At 73.1% G+C, this 19,795-nt stretch carries 19 protein-coding genes; 12 read left to right on the top strand and 7 right to left on the bottom strand.

Annotated elements, in window-relative coordinates:
- The first annotated feature begins 239 nt into the window (after window positions 1-239).
- Both ACFWU6_RS23275 and ACFWU6_RS23270 read left to right on the top strand, forming a co-directional pair.
- Window positions 240-1,604 carry an FtsW/RodA/SpoVE family cell cycle protein gene (locus ACFWU6_RS23275; protein ID WP_383982851.1) on the top strand — a complete coding sequence of 455 codons (1,365 nt, stop codon included), beginning with the start codon at window positions 240-242 and terminating at the stop codon, window positions 1,602-1,604.
- Window positions 1,601-3,061 carry a penicillin-binding transpeptidase domain-containing protein gene (locus ACFWU6_RS23270; RefSeq protein ID WP_383803638.1) on the top strand — a complete coding sequence of 487 codons (1,461 nt, stop codon included), beginning with the start codon at window positions 1,601-1,603 and terminating at the stop codon, window positions 3,059-3,061. The genes ACFWU6_RS23275 and ACFWU6_RS23270 overlap by 4 nt, the downstream gene beginning before the upstream one ends.
- A gap of 51 nt (window positions 3,062-3,112) precedes the next feature.
- Here ACFWU6_RS23270 and ACFWU6_RS23265 read toward each other — a convergent pair whose 3' ends face one another.
- Window positions 3,113-4,216, bottom strand: a complete 1,104-nt coding sequence (locus tag ACFWU6_RS23265) for a ferritin-like domain-containing protein (RefSeq protein ID WP_383803636.1) — start codon at window positions 4,214-4,216, stop codon at window positions 3,113-3,115.
- A gap of 169 nt (window positions 4,217-4,385) precedes the next feature.
- Between ACFWU6_RS23265 and ACFWU6_RS23260 the strand changes: the two genes are divergently transcribed.
- From ACFWU6_RS23260 to ACFWU6_RS23250, 3 genes are all read left to right on the top strand, one after another.
- Complete coding sequence (locus ACFWU6_RS23260) at window positions 4,386-5,315, top strand: diiron oxygenase (RefSeq protein WP_383803634.1); 930 nt, start codon at window positions 4,386-4,388, stop codon at window positions 5,313-5,315.
- Between the two features lie 96 nt (window positions 5,316-5,411).
- The gene (locus ACFWU6_RS23255; protein WP_383803633.1) at window positions 5,412-6,125 is read left to right on the top strand and encodes a TetR/AcrR family transcriptional regulator; all 714 of its coding nucleotides are present in this window, start codon (window positions 5,412-5,414) and stop codon (window positions 6,123-6,125) included.
- A gap of 10 nt (window positions 6,126-6,135) precedes the next feature.
- Window positions 6,136-6,402 carry a hypothetical protein gene (locus ACFWU6_RS23250; RefSeq protein ID WP_383803631.1) on the top strand — a complete coding sequence of 89 codons (267 nt, stop codon included), beginning with the start codon at window positions 6,136-6,138 and terminating at the stop codon, window positions 6,400-6,402.
- A 51-nt stretch (window positions 6,403-6,453) separates the two neighbouring features.
- Here the strand turns inward: ACFWU6_RS23250 and ACFWU6_RS23245 are convergent, their stop codons facing one another.
- The 3 genes from ACFWU6_RS23245 to ACFWU6_RS23235 all read right to left on the bottom strand — a co-directional run bounded on the left by ACFWU6_RS23245 (window position 6,454) and on the right by ACFWU6_RS23235 (window position 9,417).
- Complete coding sequence (locus tag ACFWU6_RS23245) at window positions 6,454-7,692, bottom strand: histidine kinase dimerization/phospho-acceptor domain-containing protein (RefSeq protein ID WP_383982849.1); 1,239 nt, start codon at window positions 7,690-7,692, stop codon at window positions 6,454-6,456.
- Window positions 7,689-8,570, bottom strand: coding sequence for a hypothetical protein (locus ACFWU6_RS23240; RefSeq protein WP_383803627.1), 882 nt, complete (start codon window positions 8,568-8,570; stop codon window positions 7,689-7,691). Before ACFWU6_RS23240 ends, ACFWU6_RS23245 begins: the two co-directional genes overlap by 4 nt.
- A 130-nt stretch (window positions 8,571-8,700) precedes the next feature.
- A complete protein-coding gene (locus ACFWU6_RS23235; protein WP_383803625.1) occupies window positions 8,701-9,417 on the bottom strand; it encodes a hypothetical protein in 717 nt (238 codons plus the stop codon).
- A gap of 185 nt (window positions 9,418-9,602) precedes the next feature.
- Here ACFWU6_RS23235 and ACFWU6_RS23230 point away from each other — a divergent pair, with 185 nt between their 5' ends.
- Complete coding sequence (locus ACFWU6_RS23230; protein WP_383803622.1) at window positions 9,603-10,409, top strand: nuclease-related domain-containing protein; 807 nt, start codon at window positions 9,603-9,605, stop codon at window positions 10,407-10,409.
- A 522-nt stretch (window positions 10,410-10,931) separates the two neighbouring features.
- On the opposite strand, the gene ACFWU6_RS23225 is transcribed toward ACFWU6_RS23230, so the two are convergent.
- Window positions 10,932-12,062: a Ku protein gene (locus ACFWU6_RS23225; RefSeq protein ID WP_383803620.1), complete on the bottom strand. Its 1,131-nt coding sequence runs from the start codon at window positions 12,060-12,062 to the stop codon at window positions 10,932-10,934.
- A 31-nt stretch (window positions 12,063-12,093) separates the two neighbouring features.
- Between ACFWU6_RS23225 and ligD the strand changes: the two genes are divergently transcribed.
- The 4 genes from ligD to ACFWU6_RS23205 all read left to right on the top strand — a co-directional run bounded on the left by ligD (window position 12,094) and on the right by ACFWU6_RS23205 (window position 15,698).
- A complete protein-coding gene (ligD, locus tag ACFWU6_RS23220) occupies window positions 12,094-13,020 on the top strand; it encodes a non-homologous end-joining DNA ligase (RefSeq protein WP_383803618.1) in 927 nt (308 codons plus the stop codon).
- A complete protein-coding gene (locus tag ACFWU6_RS23215) occupies window positions 13,020-13,904 on the top strand; it encodes an ATP-dependent DNA ligase (RefSeq protein WP_383803654.1) in 885 nt (294 codons plus the stop codon). The genes ligD and ACFWU6_RS23215 overlap by 1 nt, the downstream gene beginning before the upstream one ends.
- Before the next feature lie 136 nt (window positions 13,905-14,040).
- On the top strand, window positions 14,041-14,640 hold the full coding sequence (locus tag ACFWU6_RS23210; protein ID WP_383982847.1) for an RNA polymerase sigma factor: 600 nt from the start codon (window positions 14,041-14,043) through the stop codon (window positions 14,638-14,640).
- Window positions 14,637-15,698 (top strand): CU044_5270 family protein, encoded by a 1,062-nt coding sequence (locus tag ACFWU6_RS23205; RefSeq protein WP_383982845.1) that lies wholly within the window; start codon window positions 14,637-14,639, stop codon window positions 15,696-15,698. Before ACFWU6_RS23210 ends, ACFWU6_RS23205 begins: the two co-directional genes overlap by 4 nt.
- An 18-nt stretch (window positions 15,699-15,716) precedes the next feature.
- On the opposite strand, the gene ACFWU6_RS23200 is transcribed toward ACFWU6_RS23205, so the two are convergent.
- A complete protein-coding gene (locus ACFWU6_RS23200; RefSeq protein ID WP_383803612.1) occupies window positions 15,717-16,112 on the bottom strand; it encodes a DUF6479 family protein in 396 nt (131 codons plus the stop codon).
- 139 nt (window positions 16,113-16,251) lie between these two features.
- Here ACFWU6_RS23200 and ACFWU6_RS23195 point away from each other — a divergent pair, with 139 nt between their 5' ends.
- Complete coding sequence (locus tag ACFWU6_RS23195; protein ID WP_383982843.1) at window positions 16,252-16,581, top strand: plasmid stabilization protein; 330 nt, start codon at window positions 16,252-16,254, stop codon at window positions 16,579-16,581.
- A gap of 48 nt (window positions 16,582-16,629) precedes the next feature.
- Here ACFWU6_RS23195 and ACFWU6_RS23190 read toward each other — a convergent pair whose 3' ends face one another.
- Window positions 16,630-17,616 (bottom strand): XdhC family protein, encoded by a 987-nt coding sequence (locus ACFWU6_RS23190; protein ID WP_383982841.1) that lies wholly within the window; start codon window positions 17,614-17,616, stop codon window positions 16,630-16,632.
- Window positions 17,617-17,898: 282 nt separating this feature from the next.
- On the opposite strand from ACFWU6_RS23190, the gene ACFWU6_RS23185 reads away from it, so the two are divergent.
- A complete protein-coding gene (locus ACFWU6_RS23185; protein ID WP_383982839.1) occupies window positions 17,899-19,380 on the top strand; it encodes an HNH endonuclease in 1,482 nt (493 codons plus the stop codon).
- The last annotated feature ends 415 nt before the right edge of the window (window positions 19,381-19,795 follow it).

Genomic DNA, 19,795 nt, shown 5'->3' with positions numbered 1-19,795 from the left:
GAAGGCCATCGCGAAGCGACGCGACGACGAAGGAGGAGCGCCCTTGAGGGACCGGCCCGACCCGGAGAGACGATGAGACTGACGGGAAACCCCCATACCTGTCCATTCCCGCCCCGCCGAAGCCCCCGCCCCCACCACCCCCGCCCCGCCCCCACCCCCCTTCCGACCGTTTGTGACGACTCTTCGGCACCTCATGACATAAGCGGACATACCCTCCGTCCGCTTGCTACGTTTCCCACATGACCGCTCTGACGGCGAAGGTGGCGGAGCCCGCGCCCCCGCCTCCCGATGCCCGCGCCCCCCGGCGCCGCGGCGTCGAGCTCGCGCTCCTCTGCGGCGCCGTCCTGATCGCCGTCCTCGGTCATCTCCACGTCGGCTTGGCCACCACCGGCCACGTGCCCCGCTCCGCCGACCGCTACGCCGCCGGCCTCGCCGCCGCCGCGCTGGTCGCACACCTCGCCGTGCGGCTGCGGGCTCCGTACGCCGACCCCCTCGTGCTCCCGATCGCCGTACTGCTCAACGGCCTCGGCCTCGTCCTCATCCAGCGCCTCGACGTGACCACCCCGGCCCACCTCACCGCCGACGACCAACTCCTCTGGTCCGCACTCGGGCTGGCGCTCTTCGTGCTCGTCGTCGTGCTGCTCCGCGACCACCGGGTGCTCCAGCGGTACGCGTACCTCTCCGTCGCCGCCGCCCTCGCCCTGATGCTGGTCCCCGTCTTCTTCCCGGCGGTCAACGGCGCGCACATCTGGATCCGGTTCGCCGGCCTGTCCTTCCAGCCGGGGGAGTTCGCCAAGATCCTGCTCGCCCTCTTCTTCGCCGCCTACCTCGCCGCGAACCGCACCGCGCTCGCGCTCACCGGCCGCACGCTGTTCTGGAAGCTCCGGCTCCTGCCCGGCCGTGTGCTCGGGCCGATCCTCGCGATCTGGCTGCTCAGCGTCGGCGTCCTGATCCTGGAGCGGGACCTCGGCACCTCGCTGCTCTTCTTCGGACTGTTCGTGATCATGCTGTTCACCGCCACCGGGCGGATCGGCTGGATCGCGATCGGCCTGGTCCTGGCCGGGCTGGGCGCGTACGCCGTCGGGACCTTCGAACCGCACGTGAACAGCCGCGTGGACGACTGGCTGAATCCTTTCGCCTCCATCGAGCGCGGCGAGGGCCCGGGCCAGCTGGCCCAGTCCCTCTTCGCGTTCGGCGCCGGCGGCCTCCTCGGGGCCGGCCTCGGGCACGGCCAGTCCTTCCTCATCGGCTTCGCCGCCAAGTCGGACTTCATCCTGGCCACGGCGGGCGAGGAGCTCGGCCTCGTCGGCCTCACCGCGATCCTGCTCCTGTACGGGCTCCTCGTCTCCCGCGGATTCCGCGCCGGCCTCGCCCTGCGCGACCCCTTCGGCCGGCTGCTGGCCACCGGGCTCGCCTCGATCGTCGCCCTCCAGGTGTTCGTCATCGCCGGCGGGGTCACCGGGCTGATCCCGCTCACGGGCATGGCGATGCCCTTCCTGGCCCAGGGCGGCTCCTCCGTCGTCACGAACTGGATCATCGTCGCCCTGCTGGTCCGGCTCAGCGACAGCGCCCGCAGGCCCGAGCCGCAGGAGGCCCCGGCGTGATCCGCTACATCCGCTGGTGCGCGTACTTCTGCGCCCTGCTGCTGGTCGCCCTGCTGGTGAACATCGCCCGGGTGCAGGTCTGGGAGTCCGCCGGCTACGGCGCGAACCCGGCCAACAAGCGCCCCGTCATCGAGCGGTACGCCGAACCGCGCGGGGACATCCTGGTCGAGGGGCGGCCGGTCACCGGCTCCCGGGACAGCGGCCAACTCCTGCGCTTCGAGAGGACGTACGCGAACGGGCCGCTCTACGCACCGGTCACCGGATACTCCTCCCAGACGTACGGGACCAGCTTCGTCGAGCGCGCCGAGGACGCGGTCCTGTCGGGGACCGACCCGGGGCTGTCGGCCTTCCCGCTCTGGTACGACCTCACCCGCGGCCGCCCGGGCGGGGGGAACGCCCTCACCACCCTCCGGGCCGGGATGCAGCGGGCCGCGTACGCCGGTCTCGCCGGCAAGCGCGGGGCGGTGGCCGCGGTGGAACCGGCCACCGGGAGGATCCTCGCGCTGGTCAGCAGCCCCTCCTACGACCCGGCCGTGCTGTCGGGCACCGGCCCGCGGGTCAAGGAGGCCTGGGACCGGCTGAACGCCGATCCGGCCAGGCCGATGCTCAACCGGGCGCTGCGCGAGACGTATCCGCCGGGGTCCACCTTCAAGATCGTGACGGCGGCCGCCGCCCTGGACTCCGGTGCGGTCACCGACGTGGACGCGCCGACCGACACCCCCGACCCCTACCCGCTGCCCGGGACCAGCACGCTGCTGCCGAACGCGGGCACGGGCTGCGAGGACGCCTCGATGGCGGACGCGGTGCAGTGGTCGTGCAACACGGTGATGGCGAAGATCGGCGTGCGGGTCGGGCTGCGGGGGATGGTGGCGGCGGCGCAGCGCTTCGGGTTCAACGCGGAGGGGCTGCGGGTGCCGTCGTGGGTGTCCCGGTCGAACTTCGACACCGACATGAGCCGGGACCAGCTGGCGCTTTCCTCGATCGGGCAGTTCAACACCCGGGCGACCCCGCTCCAGATGGCGATGGTGGCGGCGGCGGTCGCCAACGGGGGCGAGCTGAAGTCCCCCTACCTGGTGGACCGCACCACGCAGGACGACGGCTCCCAGGTCCGCAGCGGGAACCAGCGCTCCCTGGGCCGTGCGATGACCCCGGCCACCGCGATGCGGATGCAGGAGCTGATGGTGAAGGTGGTGGAGAACGGGACGGGTCGCAACGCCGCGATCCCGGGGGTGGTGGTCGGGGGGAAGACCGGCACCGCCCAGCACGGCGTGGGCAACGCGGGGACGCCGTACGCCTGGTTCATCTCCTGGGCGAGGGCGGAGGGTACGGGCCTGCCGGGGGTGGCGGTCGCGGTGGTGGTCGAGGACGCGTCGGCGGTGCGGGGCGACATCAGCGGGAACGGCGCGGCTGCGCCGATCGCCCGCGCGGTGATGGAGGCGGGCCTGTCGGCCCCCTGACGGGAGCGCCCTGTCCGCCCCTGGCGGGAGCGGACCCTTCCGGTGACCGCGCTAGGGGGCGCCGGAGGCGATCGTGTCGTGGACCTCCGCGACCCGCCCGGCCTCCTCCTGCGCGAACCGCTCGCGGTCCAACGCCTCCGCGATCTCCTCGTCCTGGCTCATCAGGAGGTCCAGATTGGAGTTCCCCATCTCGAAGACGCCCATCTCCAGGTACGCCTTCTGCAGTCGCTCGCCCCAGAGCCCGATGTCCTTCACGCACGGCACGATCCGGCTGAACAGCAGCTTCCGGAAGAGGTGCAGGAACTCCGACTGCTCGCTGAACTCCTCCGCCTCCTTCCTCGGGATGCCGAAGTTCTCCAGCACCTCCACCCCGCGCAGCCTGTCCCGCATCAGGTGGCAGCCCTCGATCACGAAGTCCTCGCGCTCGCGCCGCTCGGCGTCCGTCAGCTGCTTGTAGTAGTCGCGCAGCGCCATCCGCCCGAAGGCCACGTGCCGGGCCTCGTCCTGCATCACGTACGCCAGGATCTGCTTCGGCAGCGGCTTGTCCGTCGTGTCGCGGATCATGCCGAAGGCGGCCAGCGCCAGGCCCTCGATGAGGACCTGCATCCCGAGGTACGGCATGTCCCACCGGGAGTCGCGCAGGGTGTCGCCGAGCAGTCCCTGGAGGCTGTCGTTGATCGGGTAGAGCATCCCGACCTTCTCGTGCAGGAAGCGCCCGAAGATCTCCGCGTGCCGGGCCTCGTCCATGGTCTGGGTGGCGGAGTAGAACTTCGCGTCCAGGTCCGGCACGGACTCCACGATCCGGGCCGCGCACACCATCGCGCCCTGCTCGCCGTGCAGGAACTGGCTGAAGTTCCATGCCGCGTAGTGCCGGCGCAGCTCGCCCTTGTCCTTCTCGGTGAGCTTGGCCCAGTGCCGGGTCCCGTACAGGGTCAGCACCTCGTCCGGGGTGCCGAGCGGGTCGTACGGGTCCACCTCGATGCCCCAGTCGATGCGTTTGGCGCCGTCCCACTGCTTGTCCTTGCCCTTCTGGTAGAGGGCGAGGAGCCGCTCGCGGCCACCGTCGTACTCCCAGCTGAAGCGGGCGGAACCGGAGGCGGGCACCTGCCAGACGCCTTCGCCCGGGTCGTTGGTGTAGAGCTCGTGCGTCGACACTGACGCCCCCTCGTCTCACGTACTTCCGTACAGGACCGGACAGTTGGCAGCGTCACACGTTGGTAGACGCGCGGTCAACAAGTCGTGCGCGGGGGATTGACGACCTTGCTGACAAGCAGTCTCATAAGCAGTGACCGCCGGTAGCCCAACGAACGAGGTGTCCGAAGCCATGACGACGGTGACCGATCGAGCCGCCCTGAGGGACGCTCTCGGCCTGCTCAAGGACCGCGAGCAGATTGCCGAGCGGCTCCTCGAATCCTCGGCCAAGCACTCCTTCGACCCCGACAAGGAGCTGGACTGGGACGCCCCGCCCATCGAGGGGAAGTACTACTGGCCGCCGGAGCTGCTCTCGCTCTACGACACCCCGCTCTGGAAGAAGATGGGGGAGGAGCAGCGCATCGACCTCTCCCGCCACGAGGCGGCGTCGCTCGGCTCGCTCGGCATCTGGTTCGAGATCATCCTCATGCAGCTGCTCGTCCGGCACATCTACGACAAGTCGCTGACCAGCAACCACGTCCGCTACGCCCTCACCGAGATAGCCGACGAGTGCCGCCACTCGATGATGTTCGCCCGCATGATCCAGAAGGGCGGCGCACCCGAATACCCGGTCTCCCGCACCCACCACAACCTGGCGCGCGTCCTGAAGACCGTCTCCACCACGCCCGGTTCCTTCGCCTGCACCCTCCTCGGCGAGGAGATCCTCGACTGGATGCAGCGCCTCACCTTCCCGGACGAGCGCATCCAGCCGCTGGTCCGCGGCGTGACCCGCATCCACGTCATCGAGGAGGCGCGGCACGTCCGCTACGCCCGCGAGGAACTGCGCCGCCAGATGCTCACCGCCCCGCGCTGGGAGCAGGAGCTCACCCGGATCAGCTGCGGTGAGGCCGCCCGCGTCTTCTCGCTGGCCTTCGTGAACCCGAACGTCTACGAGAACATCGGGCTGGACCGCCGCGAAGCCGTCGCCCAGGTCAGGGCGAGCGGCCACCGGCGCGAGGTCATGCAGACCGGTGCCAAGCGGCTCACGGACTTCCTCGACGACATCGGCATCCTGCGCGGGGTCGGCCGGAAGCTGTGGAAGAGCTCGGGCCTCCTGGCCTGAGGCGGCCGCCCTCCGGGGCCTGAGGCCGTCGCTCTCCCGGCCTGAGGCGGCTGCTCTCCCGGCCTGAGGCCGACGCGGTGCGGCTACCCTGCGGACATGACCGTACGGGCCTACCGCAGACTGGGCGTCGAGGAGCGGCGAGCCCAACTCCTCGACGCCGCCCTCTCGCTGTTCGCGCACCGCGCGCCGGAGGACGTGTCGCTGGACGAGGTCGCGGAGGCCGCGGGGGTGTCGCGACCGCTCGTCTACCGCTACTTCCCGGGCGGCAAGCAGCAGCTCTACGAGGCCGCCCTGCGCTCGGCCGCGGACATTCTCGAACTGTGCTTCGCCGAGCCCCAGGAGGGCCCGCTGACCCAGCGGCTCTCCCGGGCCCTGGACCGCTACCTGGCCTTCGTCGACGAGCACGACACCGGCTTCTCCGCCCTCCTCCAGGGCGGCAGCGTCGTCGAGACCTCGCGCACGACGGCCACGGTGGACGGCATCCGCAGGGCGGCCGCCGAACAGATCCTCTACCACCTGGGCGCCCCCAGCCCCGGGCCCCGGCTCCGGATGATGGTCCGCACCTGGATCACCGCCGTCGAGGCGGCCTCCCTCATCTGGATCGACGAGGGCAAGCAGCCGGAGGTCGACTCGCTCCGGGACTGGCTGGTGGACCAGTTCATCGCCCTGCTCGCCGCCACCTCCGCCACCGACGCCGAAACGGCGGCCGCGGCCCGGGCCGCCCTCGCGCTGGAGTCGGCGGACGGCCCGGTCGGCGTACTGGCCCGCCGGGTCATCCCCGTGGTCTCCGAGGCCGCCCACCTGCTGTGACACTGGTGGGGTGAGAAGCCAACCGACCCCCTTCGAGGGCGGCCCGATGGACGGCCGGGTCCTCCCGGTCCTGCTCGGCCCGACGGGGCACCCCCCGAAGTGGTACGAAATCCCGGTCCCGGCGCCCGAGGGCCCGCCCACGGTGCTGCTGTACGAGCGCGTCCCGTCGGGATACACGAAGCGGCTGGGCCTCCAGAAGGGCTGGAAGTACGCCTTCCGCCCCACCGGCACCAAGCCGCGCCCCCGCTGGCCCTGGACCAAACCGCCCCGCCCCTGACCGGGGCCGGCATCCGCGCCGGCGCCTCCGTCCGGCGGGGGGACCGGGGCCCTACGTCCCCGGTAGCGTCAGTACCGCCAACGCGCCGCCGCCCTGCGCCCCGCCGAACGTCAGCCGCGCGCCGATCGCCTCCGCCTGCCCCGCCGCGATCGTCAGCCCGAGCCCGTGGCCCTTCCCGTTCCCCCCGCTGCGGAAGCGCTGCGGTCCGTGCGCCACGAGGTAGTCCGGGAAGCCGTCCCCGTGGTCCCGTACGGTCACCACCGGCCCGTCCACCGTCACCACCACCGGCGCCCGGCCGTGCCGGTGCGCGTTCGCGACCAGGTTCCCCAGCACCCGTTCGAGCCGCCGCCGGTCCGTCTCCACGTGCGCGTCCCTCACGACCACGACGTCCGTCTCCGTGCCGGACGCCCGCACCACCCGCCGTACCAGCCGCTCCAACTGGTGCAGGTCCGTTTCGACCGCCTCGCTGCCCGAGTCCAGCCGGGAGATCTCCAGCAGGTCCTCCGTCAACTGCCGCATCGTGCGCACCCGCTCCTGCACCAGCTCCGTCGGCCGCCCCTCCGGCAGGAGCTCCGAGGCCGCCTGCAACCCGGTCAGCGGCGTACGGAGCTCGTGCGCCACGTCCGCCGTGAACCGGCGCTCGCTCTCCAGCTTCGCCTGCAGGCTCCCCGCCATCGTGTCCAGCGCCGCGGCGACCGTCGCCACCTCGTCCTGGTGCCGCGACGGGTCCCTGGTGCGCGGGTCGCCCACCCGGGCGTCGAGGTCGCCCCGGGTGATCCGCCGGGCCACCGTCGCCGTCTGGTGGAGCCGCCGCGTCACCCGGGTCACGGCGAAGGCGCCCACCAGCAGCGTCCCGCCGATCGCCAGCGCCGAGGAGCCGATGATCGCGTTGTCCAGGCCGTTGATCGTCCGCGCGCTCTGCCCGTAGTCGACGGCGGTGGCCAGCGCCCGCCCGTCGGCCGGTGCGGCCGCCCACATCACGGGTCGACCCCGGTGGTCGGCCACGACCGTCCCGCGGTGTCCGCCGACCGCCAGCGCCCGCAGCCGCGGGGGGAGCCCGTCCGGGTCCAGCCCGGACTCGGGCGGCAGCGGCCCGCCGGCCTCGTAGGCCTGCGAGGCCTCGTGCAGTTTGCCGAGCGCCTTCTCCCGGGCCGTCGAGACGGTCTGCCGCGTCACCTCCACGTGGACGAGCACACCCAGGACGGCCGCCAGCGAGCAGCACATCCCCACGATGAAACAGACGGACTTCCAGGTCAGCGTGGCCGTCCACGCGGGCAGCCGCAGACTCACGGCGTACTCGCCCCGGAGGAGCCGGAGGAGCCGGAGGAGCCGGAGGAGTCTGAGGCCGACGGCCCGGGAGCCGACGGCCCGGGGCGCACCGGCCCGGGGCGCACCGGCCCGGGGCGCACCGGCCCGGGGCGCACCGGCCCGGCCCCGGGGCGCACCGGGCCGGCCGTGGTCGGCCGGCCCGCCGGCACCCGTACGATCTGCTCGCGCGTCGGCAGCATGGTGCGCTGACGCCCGTCCCAGGACCAGGCGGTGATCAGCTCGTAGCCGTTGTTCCCGCTGGGCACCCGCAGGATCACGTCCCGCCCGGCCAGCTCCACGCCGATCACGGCGTCCGTCGTGGCCATGATCCGGTTGAGCCGGCCGTCGGAGTCGGCCGTGTAGACGCGGACGGACATCATCCGCTCCGGGAGCTCGATTCCGACGATCAGCTCGTCCCGTCCGTTGCCGGTCAGATCGCGGTAGTACGGCGCCAGCACCGGGCACTGCGCCCCCTCCTGCCCGCACGCGCGGATCGCCGCGACCGTCTCCGGCGGCATCCCGTCGGGACCGACGTCCGCGTTGGGATAGGCGTGTACCTCGGCCTGGACGAGGGCCACCGGGTCCACGTCGTGCACGTTCTGGTTGCGCACCGGCGCGATCCCCTGCACGTACTGCGGCGGGGCCCCGCCCGGGTCCGCGGGCGGTACGGCCGCCCCCTGGCGCCCGGGCCACAGGTGGACGGGGCCGCTGGCGGTCGGGGTCGCCCCCGCGCCGGCGAGCTCGCCGTCGTCACCACAGCCCGCGAGCACCGGAAGCAGGCAGCACGCGAGCAGGGCGCAGCCGAGGGCGGAGCGGCGGCCGGTCCGGGATCGCAGGAGGAGCGTGCGGTACGGGTTCACGGCGCCCGGCGTCCTCCTGGTCGGCAACGGTACGGAGACGGGAGGTGTCCGTCGTGTCAACCTTATGCGGAGGTACGACCCTATTGTCCAGCGTGTCAGACAGCGGCCCGACGCCGGGGGCGGCAGGCCGTCAGCCCTCGGTGCGCCCGCGCCGCAGCATCGCGAAACCGAGCCCGGCGGCGCCGACGGCCGCGATGCCGCCGCCTGCCGCGAGCAGCAGGAGGCCCTCGCCCGGCTCGTCGGCCAGGGTGTTCAGGCGCAGCGCGTCGACCGGCCCGGTGGCGACGGCCCCGGCCCCGGTGCCGTAGCCGGTGGCCGGGTTGCCGCCCACGCCGCCACTGACGCCGCCGCTGCCACGACCGCCGTTGCTGCTGTCGTTGCCGCCGCCCGTCCGGGGCGCCGAGGCCGGGACGGCACGGCCGCTGCGCGTGCCGGTCTTGTAGCCGTCGCCGGCGACCGCGTGCCCGGTGCCCCGGGCGGGGGCGTCGCCCATCCAGGAGGTCAGCCGCCCGTCGGCGTCCAGCGAGGCGTGCAGGTCCCCGGCGCGGCCGACGTCCGCGATTCCGTCGCGGCTGGTCAGGGTGGCCGCCGTGCGGCCGTCGGCGTCCAGGATGTCGGCCTGGTAGGCGCCCCCGGCGATCCGGTACACCCTCGCGGTGGATGCGCCGTCCGCCAGGGACAGGCTCTTGACCAGGCTCCGCTGCGGTTCCGCGGAGTGCGCGGACGAGGCCGCGGGCACCCCCTCGGCCAGCGCCGCGGCGGCCGGGAGCGCCAGCAGGCTTCCGGCGCACGCGGCCGCGGCGACGGCGGCGGCGCGGACGAGAGTGCGGCGGCTGACGGTGCTCACGGGAGGTCCCTCGATGCTGCTCGGAGCCTGGCGGGTCCAGGTGGGACCAACGTAGGCGGCGGCCGTTGCGGCCGAGCCCCGTTCGTGTAACAGCGGTGTCGCAGGGTCCCGTCGGAGTCGTTACACAGCCGGGGGATTGCCCCGGGAGTCCCCGGCTGTTCCCATGGAAGGCGGGGGTGAGGGCGATGAGGGGACTGAAGGTACTGCCGAGCGGCCGCCCCGGCCACGGGCGGCTGTACGTCAACCTGCCCGACGGGCAGGCCGTGGCCTGGTACGACCGTCAGGCCAACCGGATCAGCGTCCTCGCGGACGACCACCGCGAGGCGGTCCTGCGGGTGCTCCGCCCCTACCTGAGCGGCCGCGTCTCGATCGGACCGCCCCCCGTCCCCTCCGCGGCGGACCTGCGGCGCCTGGCCCTCCCGCCGGACGCGGACCTGGCCCCGAACCGCCCCGGCGAAAGCCTGCTGGGGGAGCTGGACCACGGGACGGCCGGCACCCGGGCGCGCCACCGCCTCCGCCAGGACCTGACCGCCCGGCAACGGGCGGGAGACGCCTTCGACGCCTTGGAGCCGACGGGCTGGCGGACCGTGCACTGCGTGCCGCTCCCCGGGTTGGGCCGCGTCGACCACCTGCTGATCGGACCGGCGGGGGTCTTCTGCGTCCGTACGGTCCCGGGCCGCCGACAGCGCGCCGCGGTCGGCGACCTGCTGCTCGCGGTCGGCCGGGCGGAAGCCCGCCCGGACACGCGCTGGGTCCGCTGTGCGGCCGTCCGCGCCGGCCGGGCCCTGTCGACCCGGGTGACCCCGGCCCTCGCGGTGGTCGACGCCTCGCGCATCGAGGTGGCGCCCACGGTCCGGGACGTCCGCGTCCTCCAGCCCCCGACGGCCGCTGCGGACCTCGCCCGCCTGCCCGCCGCTCTGGAACCCCCGGACGTCGAGGCCCTGTTCGCCCGCGCCCGCGACACGAGAACCTGGCTCACCCCGGATACCTGACCGCCCCCGAACGCTCCGCACGTCCAGACCCCGCCCCCGAGCCCACCCGCGCCCGGAAGAGACCCGCCCCCGGCTGACCGGCCCTCGCCGTGCCGAGGCCGCTGCCGGGTCCGCCCGCGCCCTGCGCGTCGGCACCCACCCGGCCCGCTCGTCCGACCCACCGGGCCCGCTCGTCCGACCCACCCGGCCCGCTCGTCCGACCCAACCGGACCCGACCCGACCCGACCGGCCCGCACGCTCGCCCGGCCTGCCCGACCCACCCGGACCCGACCCGACCGGACCCGACCCGACCGGCCCGCACGCTCGCCCGGCCTGCCCGGCCTGCCCGGCCTGCCCGGCCTACGGGCACCCGCCCGACCTGCCCGACCTGCCCGGCCTACGGGCCCCCGTCCGGCGGCCCCGCGCCCTGCGTCGGCACCGCCCTCGGGCCACCCCCGTAGCGGCACACCACCCCCCCGGCGGCCGGGGCCCGGCCGCCGGGGGGTAGCGGCACCGCCCCCGCCCGCCGCCGGGCGGGCCGCGTCAGGCCGAGGTGCGCTTGCGGGCGGCCGGGGCGGCCTTCTTCGTCGTGGCCGCCGTCTTCTTGGCGGTCGCCGAAGCCGCCTTCCCCGCCGTGGACTTGGTCGCCCCCGCCTTGCCGGACGCCGCGGACTTCGTGGACTTCGCGGACTTGGCCGTCGCCGTGGTCTTCTTCGTCGCGGACGCAGTCCCGGCCCCAGCCGTCTTCTTGGCCGTCTTCGCCGTCGACTTCTTGCCGCCGACCTCCTTCGGCGACGCCGCCGCCTTCCGCCGGATCGGCGTCACCTCCGCCTCCGCCTCACCCTCCTTCTCACCCTCCGCCCCGCCGCCGCCACGCGTACCGCCCCCCGGCTCGCCCCGCGAGGCCTTCGCCGCCCGTACGCTGTTCTCCAGCGCCGCCATCAGGTCGATCACCTGCCCGCCGGCCGGTTCCGCCGCCGCCTCCGCCGGTTCGAAGGCCCCACCCGCCTTCGCCGCGATCATCGCCTCCACCGCGTCCCGGTAGTCGTCGTGCAGCGAGGCCATCTCCACCTCGCCCAGCGTCGCCATCAGCGCGTCCGCCAGGTCGAGTTCGGCCTCCCGTACCGCCACGGACCCCTCCGGGGCCACCCCCTCCGGCGCCCGGATCTCGTCCGGCCACAGCAGCCCGTGCATCGCGATCACGTCGTCGACCACCCGCAGCATGCCCAACCGCTCCCGCCCGCGCAGCGCGTACTTGGCGATCGCGACCTTCCGGCTCCGCTTCAGCGCCTCCCGCAGCAGCGTGTACGGCTTCGCCGCCGTCGCCCCGTTCGCCGCGAGGTAGTACGCCGCGTCCATCTGCAGCGGATCGATCTCGTCCGCCGGGACGAACGACATGATCTCGATCGTCTTCGCCGTGGACAGCGGAAGCTGCGCCAGGTCGTCGTCGGTGATCGGAATGATCGACCCGTCGCCCTCCTCGTACCCCTTGCCGATCTCCGCGCTCGACACCTCCTCGCCGTCCAACTCGCACACCTTGCGGTAGCGGACCCGTCCGCCGTCGGCGAGGTGGATCTGGCGGAAGGAGATCGAATGGCTCTCGGTGGCGTTCACGAGCTTGATCGGGATGCTGACCAGGCCGAAGGAGATCGCCCCGTTCCAAATGGATCGCACGGTTCCTCCTGTTTCGTGGCAATCTCATCGTATGACGCCGATCACATTGGTGGAGGGCCGTCGCATCTCGCTCAGCAACCTCGACAAGGTCCTCTACCCGGAGACCGGCTTCACCAAGGGCGAGGTGCTCCACTACTACGCCACGGTCGCGGGCTCCCTGCTCGCCCACATCCACAACCGTCCGGTCTCCTTCCTGCGCTACCCCGACGGCCCGGACGGCCAGCTCTTCTTCACCAAGAATCCGCCGCCCGGCACACCCGACTGGGTGAAGACCACCCCCGTGCCCCGCTCCGAGGACGTGTCCGCCGCCCAGGTGGTCGTCGCCGACATGGCCACCCTCATGTGGGCGGCCAACCTCGTCGTGGAGTTCCACACCCCCCAGTGGCCGGCCGGCAGCCCCGCCGTCGCCGACCGCCTGATCCTCGACCTCGACCCCGGCCCGCCCGCCACCGTCGTCGAGTGCTGCGCCGCCGCCCTGTGGCTGCGCGAGCGCCTCACCGCCGACGGACTCCACGCGTACGCCAAGACCTCCGGCTCCAAAGGCCTCCACCTGGCCGTGCCGCTGGAACCCACCCCGTCCGAGCACGTGTCCGCGTACGCGAAGCAGCTCGCCCAGGAGGCCGAGCGCGAGCTCCCCGGCCTCGTCGTGCACCGCATGGCGAAGAACCTGCGCCCGGGCAAGGTCTTCGTCGACCACAGCCAGAACGCCGCGGCCAAGACCACCGCCGCCCCCTACACCCTCCGTGCGCGCGCCCGCCCCACCGTCTCCGCCCCCGTCTCCTGGGACGAGGTCGCCGCCTGCCGCACCGCCGCCGAACTGGTCTTCCTCGCCGACGACATCCCGCCCCGACTCGCCCTCGACGGAGACCTCTTCGGCCCTCTGATCAACCTGAACCGGGCCGGCCGGCTCCCCCCGCCGCCCGGTTCCCCCGGCCCGCGCGGACGGCGGCGGCCGTGATCCGCGTCGCGCTGGCCGCCGCCGTACGGACCCTGCCCCGCGGGGCGGGGCTGGCGTACGAGCCGAAGTTCGACGGCCACCGCCTCGTCGTCCTGCGGTCGGAGACCGACGTGGTGCTCCAGGCGCGCTCCGGCCGGATCGTGACCGCCGCCTTCCCCGACCTGGCCGCCGCCGCCCTGCACCTGCCCGCCGGGACCGTCCTCGACGGCGAGGTGGTGGTCTGGCACGCGGGCCGCACCGACTTCGCGCTCGTCCAGCGCCGCGCCGCGGCCACGGCGGCGCGCGCCGCCGTACTGGCGCAAACCCTGCCCGCCTCGTACGCCGCCTTCGACGTCCTGGAACTAGCGGGTCTGGACCTGCGCGGCCGCCCGTACGAGCGGCGCCGGGCGCTCCTGGTCGACCTGCTGCTGCCGCTGGGGCCGCCGCTGCAGCCGGTCCCGATGACGACCGACCCGGACCTGGCCGCCACCTGGTACGAGACCCTTCCCGCCAGCGGCATCGAGGGCCTGGTGGTCAAGCGGCTGGACCAGTCCTACCCGGCCGGGCGGCGCGGCTGGCACAAGCTCCGGCACACGAACGTCCGGGACGCGGCCGTGGTCGGCTACACCGGCAGCCCGCGCCGCCCGCTCGCCCTGGTCCTCGCGCTGCCCGGCGAGGACGAGACCCCGCTGGTGTCGAGCCCGCTGACGGCCGCGCTGCGCGCCGAGGTGGCGCGGGCCGTGGCCGCGCGGGGCGCGGCGGCCCCGGCCGGTGCCACGGTCACCGCCATCGGACTGGGCGAGGTCCCCTTCCGGCCGCTGGACCCCCCGCTCGCCGCGGAGGTCCGCCACACCTCGGCCCGGCACCCGCCACCGGAGGTGCTCCGACTGCGGACGGACCTCTGACCCGGGCGGAAGGCGCGGGCCGGAGGGGGCGCTGCGGGGAGGGGCGGTACGGGGAGGGCCGGAGGGCCGCGGTGACCACCCGTGCATGTGGCGGGCGTCACGTGCAACGGAGCGCGCCGAGCGGACACTCCCCGGTGTGGACCACCAACTCTTCGCGGACATCTACGAGGCGCACGCCCGGGCGGTGTACGCGCACGCCGTCCGCATGACCTCCGACCGCGCCGGAGCCGAGGACATCGTCTCCCTCACCTTCCTGGAGGCCTGGCGGCTCCGCGAGACCCTCGACGGAGTCACGAGTCACCGCGGGTGGCTGCTCGGGGTCGCCACCAACGTCATGCGCAACACCCGCAGGGCCGCCCGTCGACACGGCGCGGCGATGGCGCGTTTATCCAGGTCAGAGGTGGTGCCCGACCTGGCGGACGCGGTGGTGTCCCGGATCACGGACACCGCCAGGGCGGACGCCGCACTGGCAGCCCTGGACCAGCTGCGGCGTGCCGATCGCGAGGTCATCGTCCTGTCCGTCTGGTCCGGCCTCAGCCGGGCCGAGGTTGCCGCCGCGTGCGGCGTCACCGAGGCGACCGTCCGGTCGCGACTGTCACGTGCGCGGAGCCGCCTGCGCAGACTTGCCGCCGCCGCCGCCGACCCGGCCGCGGCGCCGGCCGAGGGACGCGCATCCGTGTCCCGCACCGCACGCACCGCACGCACCGCACGCACCGCACGGGAGGGAAACCTGTGAACACCGCCGATGACGCGCGCACCGAACCGTCCGAGCGCGACGAGGTCCTCCGGCGCCTGCCCGGGCTCGCCGATGCGAACCTGCCCTTCCGGGGGCACCGCCCGATCAAGGAGCATCTGATGCGTGAAGCGGCACGAGCCGAGCAGGCCGACCCCCGCCCGTCCGGGCGCCGTCCCTTCCTTTCCCTCGGGGGTGTCTCCCTCGGGGGCAGCTCCCTTCGGGGCAGATCCTTGGGGGGTGTCGCGGCGGTGGTGGCATGCGCCGTGGCCGCTGTCTTCGCCGTGGGGGGCAACGAGCCCGGTGAGCCCGCCGAAGCGGCTCGCCCCGCGCCCGCCGCGGTGCGACTCCTCGATCGCGTCGCCCTGGCGGCGGCGGCCGCGCCCGCCCCGCCGGTACGCGACGGGCAGTTCATGTACACGAAGACGGTCGGACACTCCACCTCCCTGACCGAAGTCACAGACGTCCCGGGAGGACGCATGGAGGCGGCCCCCACGGACGAGTCGGCCGAGCGCTGGCTCTCCGTCGACGGCTCGGCCGGCATGGTGGTACGCACCGCGACCGGAACCGACCGGCACCGGCCGGGGGGCCCGCCCAGCCTCAACGGGCCCACCTACCGCTTCCTCGAATCGCTGCCGACCGACCCCGACAGGCTGCTGGAGTTGATCTACCAGGACGCCCGCCTGAACCACGGCCCCGGCTCGGGCTCGACCACCGGCCCCGACCAGCAGGCGTTCGTGGCGATCGGTGACCTGCTGCGGAGCATCGAGGCCCCGCCCGGCCTGAGCGCGGCGCTCTACCGCGTGGCGGCCCGGATTCCCGGTGTCGTCCTGGTGCCGGAGGCGAAGGACGCCGCCGGCCGGAGCGGCGTCGCGGTCGCCCGCGTCCACCGGGGCGAGCGAACCGAGTGGATCTTCGACAAGGAGAGCCTGCGGCTTCTGGGGGCGCGCACGGTCGTCCTCGAGGACGGCGACTGGGGCGCGGCCGGAACGGCGGTGACCTCGGTGGCGATCATTGCCCGGGGCGTCACCGACCGCCCCGAGCAGGTGCCGAAGCCCTGACCCCTGACCGGGCCGCATTCATTCGTGGGCGCCGCGCCCCGAATTCGGGGGCGAACCGGGCTGGGGGTGCGGCCCCGGACCCTCCACGTGCCGGTATCCGGATTCCCGCTCGGTGCGGGCCTCCTCCTGGTGGCTGTGGGTGGTGGACCCGAAGTTCCCGTAGCCCTGCATCTCGTGCGGACGCAGGCCCTCCTCGGGGAAGCCCACGTGCTCCCGTTCCTCGCGTACCTCGTAGACCGCCCCGCCCTCCGGCAGGTGCGGCTGGCTCTCGGCGCTGGGCGGTGCGGGTTCCTTGTCCCGGACCTTCTTGCCCAGGATGAAGCCCCCGAGCAGAAAGCCCGCCACGACGATCCCGACGACGAAGAACCACGCGATGTCGGTGAGGGTCGTGTCCACGCTGAGTGTCGTGTCCATACCCCCACTTTCGCGCACTCCAGTCCGATATGCGGCTTTCTGGAGGGGTGGGTTGCTGCAAGCGGGGTACGCGAGGTGCAGTCGAACGCAGCCCACACCGACACGAATGCAGCCCACACCGGCACGGAGGAGGCCCTCGATGCCCCGCGGATCGTCCCCCAAGCGCGAACGCCAGTACGAACACATCAAGGAGAGCGTCAAGCAGCGAGGCGAGTCCGAGGAGAAGGCCGAGGAGATCGCCGCCCGCACCGTCAACAAGGAACGCGCCCGCGCCGGCGAGTCCAAGACCGCGAGCAAGGAGTCGCTGGAGGACATGTCCTCGTCCCGCCGCGGCGGCCTGCACTCCCACTCCGGCGCGCAGGGCCCCACGTACGACCAGCTCTACGCGGAGGCCCGCCGCCGCAACGTCCACGGCCGCTCCGACATGACCAAGGCCCAGCTCAAGGACGCCCTGGGCGACGACACCTGAGCCCACCGAGCCGGCGGCCCCCCCCGGCGCAACCGGGGGGCCCGCGGATCAGCCGCGCAGCGGTCCGTCCGAGTCCCGCAGGGCCCGCGCCGCCTCGCGCCCGCCGAGCACCCCCAGGATCTCGGCGCAGATGGCGAGCGCCGTCTCCGGAGGCGTCCGCGCCCCCAGGTCGAGCCCGATCGGCCCGTGCACCAGCGCCAGCCGCGCCTCACCGACCCCGGCGGCGACCAGCCCCTCCCGGCGCCGCGCGGTGGTCCGCCGCGACCCCAGCGCCCCCACGTACGGGACGCCGAGCGCCAGCGCCTCCCGCAGGGTCGGGACGTCGAAGTCCGGATCGTGGCTGAGCACGACCAGGCAGGCGGCGTCCCGGTGGTCGGCGAGGAGCTTCGCGGCGGTCGCCGCGTCCTCCACGGTCACCGCGCTCCAGCCCAGCAGGCCGGCCTGCCGGCCGATGACGTCGGCCAGCTCCCCGCCCCCGCCGATCACGACGTACGGGGCCGAGGGGTACGCCTCCACCAGCACCAGCCCGGACTGCCCGTACAGCGCGTCCCGGCCGGGCCGCCGGGTGGCCAGGAGCTCCCCGGCCCGCCGCGCGGCATCGTCGCGGGGCGGGTCGGCAGCCCGTACGACCGCACTGACCGCCTGGTCGGCGGCCTCGTTCAGCCGGGTCACCAGCGCCACCCCGGCGCCCTGCCCGAGCAGCTCCCACCACTCGGCGGGGACCGCGGACAGCGGCTGGAGCAGGATCTCGGCCGACCCGCCACAGGTCAGCCGGGCCTCGACCGCCTCGGCTCCGGCCACCGAGACCTCACAGACCCGGGCGGTGCTCCCGGCGGGCATGGCGGCCGCGTCGGCGGCCAACTCGGCATCGAACACCCCGTTGTAGAGCGCCCCGACGCACCGGCCGCGGGAGTCCACGAGCACGGCCCCGGCCGGATCCCGCGGCCCGAACCCCTGCTCGGTGACCGGCCTGGCCAGGAACCCGCCCCGCCCCTCGGCCACCCACCGCTGCGCCGTCTCCACCAGCTCACGCATCCGCGCCGCGCCTCCCTCTGCGAGCCCACTCCCCACAAAGCACCAGGTCAACGGCACGATGCGGCCTCAAGCCCCACCCTACGCAGCCCCTGCTCCCCACCCCACCCCCCAAACCCACAGACCCCACCCCACCTCCCTCGTACGGACCACCGGAACCGGTGTACTGACCCGGCCGCTGATGATCCGTGAGGTCTAGCGATCGGGGGAAGGGATGGAGGCGAACTTTGGTGCCCTGAACTGTCGGACAGTGTGACTAATGTGATCGCAAAGGGGAGGGCTTACATGACACAGGCGATGAACACGGCCGTCGCGGGGACCGCCAGTCAGTGGTTGCTGCAGCCGATCGGGGGCCGAGCCCTGAAGGGACCGCAGCATTACGCCCACTCCATCGAGAGGGGTATCGACCTCACCGATCCTGAGTACGGGGCGTTGTTGGGCGATGACGCGGAAGAGCTGCACGCCCTGTTCCGAGGGCGCCCCGCACGGTTCTGGGGATCCACTCGCGCGGAATCGAAGAGCCACGCCAAGAACAAGGCGATCGATGACACCCGGCCCGGTGATGAGGTGCTCTTCATCTCTGACGGATCTGTCATCGCCCGTGCCACGGTCGTCCTGTCGTTCCGCAACCGCGCCTTGGCCGAGAAGATCTGGGGACTCGACGAACATCAGCGCAAGGCCTGGGAATACATGATCGCGGTCGATGATGTCGCGGTGCTCAGCAGGCCGGTCAAGCACGTCACGGAGGCGCTGGGCTGGAAGAAGGATTTCGTGCAGTCGCTCATCCGTCAGACGGGCGACAAGGCACACCGGATTCACGCTCTCCTGAGCACGGAACAACCCGCGGTTCCCGTCCCCCGTCGGGCGGATCGCGGCCGCCTCACCCATGACGGCCTGCTACAGGCGATGAAGACCCTCAAGACCAACACGAAACCGGAGGGCCCCGCCAGGCACAAGCCGCTTGCGCTGCTCTGGGCCGTCGGGCGTCTCACCGCAGGGCAGGAGCGACTTGCTCCCTGGGGTGAATTCGAGGACGAAGTCGGCGCACTGCTGGCGGAGTTCGGAGGTAAGGACGACCGCAGGACGCCCGAGTATCCGTTCTGGCATCTGCGGACCAGCGGTCTGTGGGAAGTGCAGGGCGTGACCGACGCCAGCTTCAAGCCCTCGCCCACCGCTCTCCGCCGGGCCATGGCCCGCGCCGGCTTCAGCAGTGATGCGGCCCACCTGCTGAAGAAGCCACGCACCCGTGCCCACGCGGTAGCCCTCCTGCTCGCGGGCCATCTCGGCCACACCGATGTGGACCGGGCGGCATTGCTCGAGCGGACCGGCCTCGGCGGGTACATGAGTGCCAGCGGTCAGGACGGGGGCGATCCGGCTGCTTCCAGTCCAGTCGGACGCCGCTCGCGGACCGTCTCCGCGCTCGACCGAGACCGGGACCTGCCGAGCCTGGTCAAATCCCTTCACAGTCATGAGTGTCAGGTGTGCCGAGAGCCGTTGGAGACGCGGGACGGCCGGTACAGCGAAGCCGCTCACATTCAGGGTTTGGGCAGCCCGCACTTCGGTACGGACACCTTGGACAACCTCCTGTGCCTCTGCCCCAACCACCACAGGCAATTCGACAAGTTCGGCATCTACATCGCCGAGGACTGGTCGGTACACCTGACGACGACTGGGGAGCCGAAGTGGAAACTCACTATCCTCCCGGAGCACCGGATCAACCCGGAGTACGTCGCCTATCACCGGGAACTGTGCCTCCGCAGCTGGTGAACGGCTCAATCCCGCATTCCACGGCGCGCGCAACTCCCGCGCGCATCTCCCTGGCCGATGCCGACGCGGACCGAACCGGAGGGCAGTGCCTCGCGGCCGACCACGGAGCTGGCCCCGCTCTCAAGTGCGCGGCCGCGCTCAGGCGCTCGTCACCAGAGCAGCCGAACGAGCTCACCGAGCATGAGGCGATTGGCAGCATGGAACGCCCTCGCGCGGCACATCCTGCGCATTTACCGGGTACGGGAACCGGTCGGGTCACACGGCGGTATCTTGTGGCCGCTAGCCGTGTTCCAGGTACACCTGGGTTCCCTCGCGCCGGCTCTCCGGCCGGCAAGAATCCGACGGGAGAGCCGGGCGATGGTGCGCTTGTTGATCTCATCCGATGCGAGGGACGCGTAGTTCTAGAGTCGACCCT

Origin of the sequence: Streptomyces sp. NPDC058674, from assembly GCF_042716505.1 — a bacterium.
In the GTDB taxonomy this organism is placed as follows: domain Bacteria; phylum Actinomycetota; class Actinomycetes; order Streptomycetales; family Streptomycetaceae; genus Streptomyces.
This window is presented reverse-complemented; position numbering and strand designations above follow the sequence as displayed.

Bases quoted from the DNA above. Each gene is read 5' to 3' on its own strand.
- ACFWU6_RS23275 (WP_383982851.1), top strand. From the start codon at position 240: ATGACCGCTCTGACGGCGAAGGTGGCGGAGCCCGCGCCCCCGCCTCCC.
- ACFWU6_RS23260 (WP_383803634.1), top strand. From the start codon at position 4,386: ATGACGACGGTGACCGATCGAGCCGCCCTGAGGGACGCTCTCGGCCTG.
- ACFWU6_RS23255 (WP_383803633.1), top strand. From the start codon at position 5,412: ATGACCGTACGGGCCTACCGCAGACTGGGCGTCGAGGAGCGGCGAGCC.
- ACFWU6_RS23230 (WP_383803622.1), top strand. From the start codon at position 9,603: ATGAGGGGACTGAAGGTACTGCCGAGCGGCCGCCCCGGCCACGGGCGG.
- ligD (WP_383803618.1), top strand. From the start codon at position 12,094: ATGACGCCGATCACATTGGTGGAGGGCCGTCGCATCTCGCTCAGCAAC.
- ACFWU6_RS23200 (WP_383803612.1), bottom strand. From the start codon at position 16,112: ATGGACACGACACTCAGCGTGGACACGACCCTCACCGACATCGCGTGG.
- ACFWU6_RS23195 (WP_383982843.1), top strand. From the start codon at position 16,252: ATGCCCCGCGGATCGTCCCCCAAGCGCGAACGCCAGTACGAACACATC.
- ACFWU6_RS23190 (WP_383982841.1), bottom strand. From the start codon at position 17,616: ATGCGTGAGCTGGTGGAGACGGCGCAGCGGTGGGTGGCCGAGGGGCGG.
- ACFWU6_RS23185 (WP_383982839.1), top strand. From the start codon at position 17,899: ATGACACAGGCGATGAACACGGCCGTCGCGGGGACCGCCAGTCAGTGG.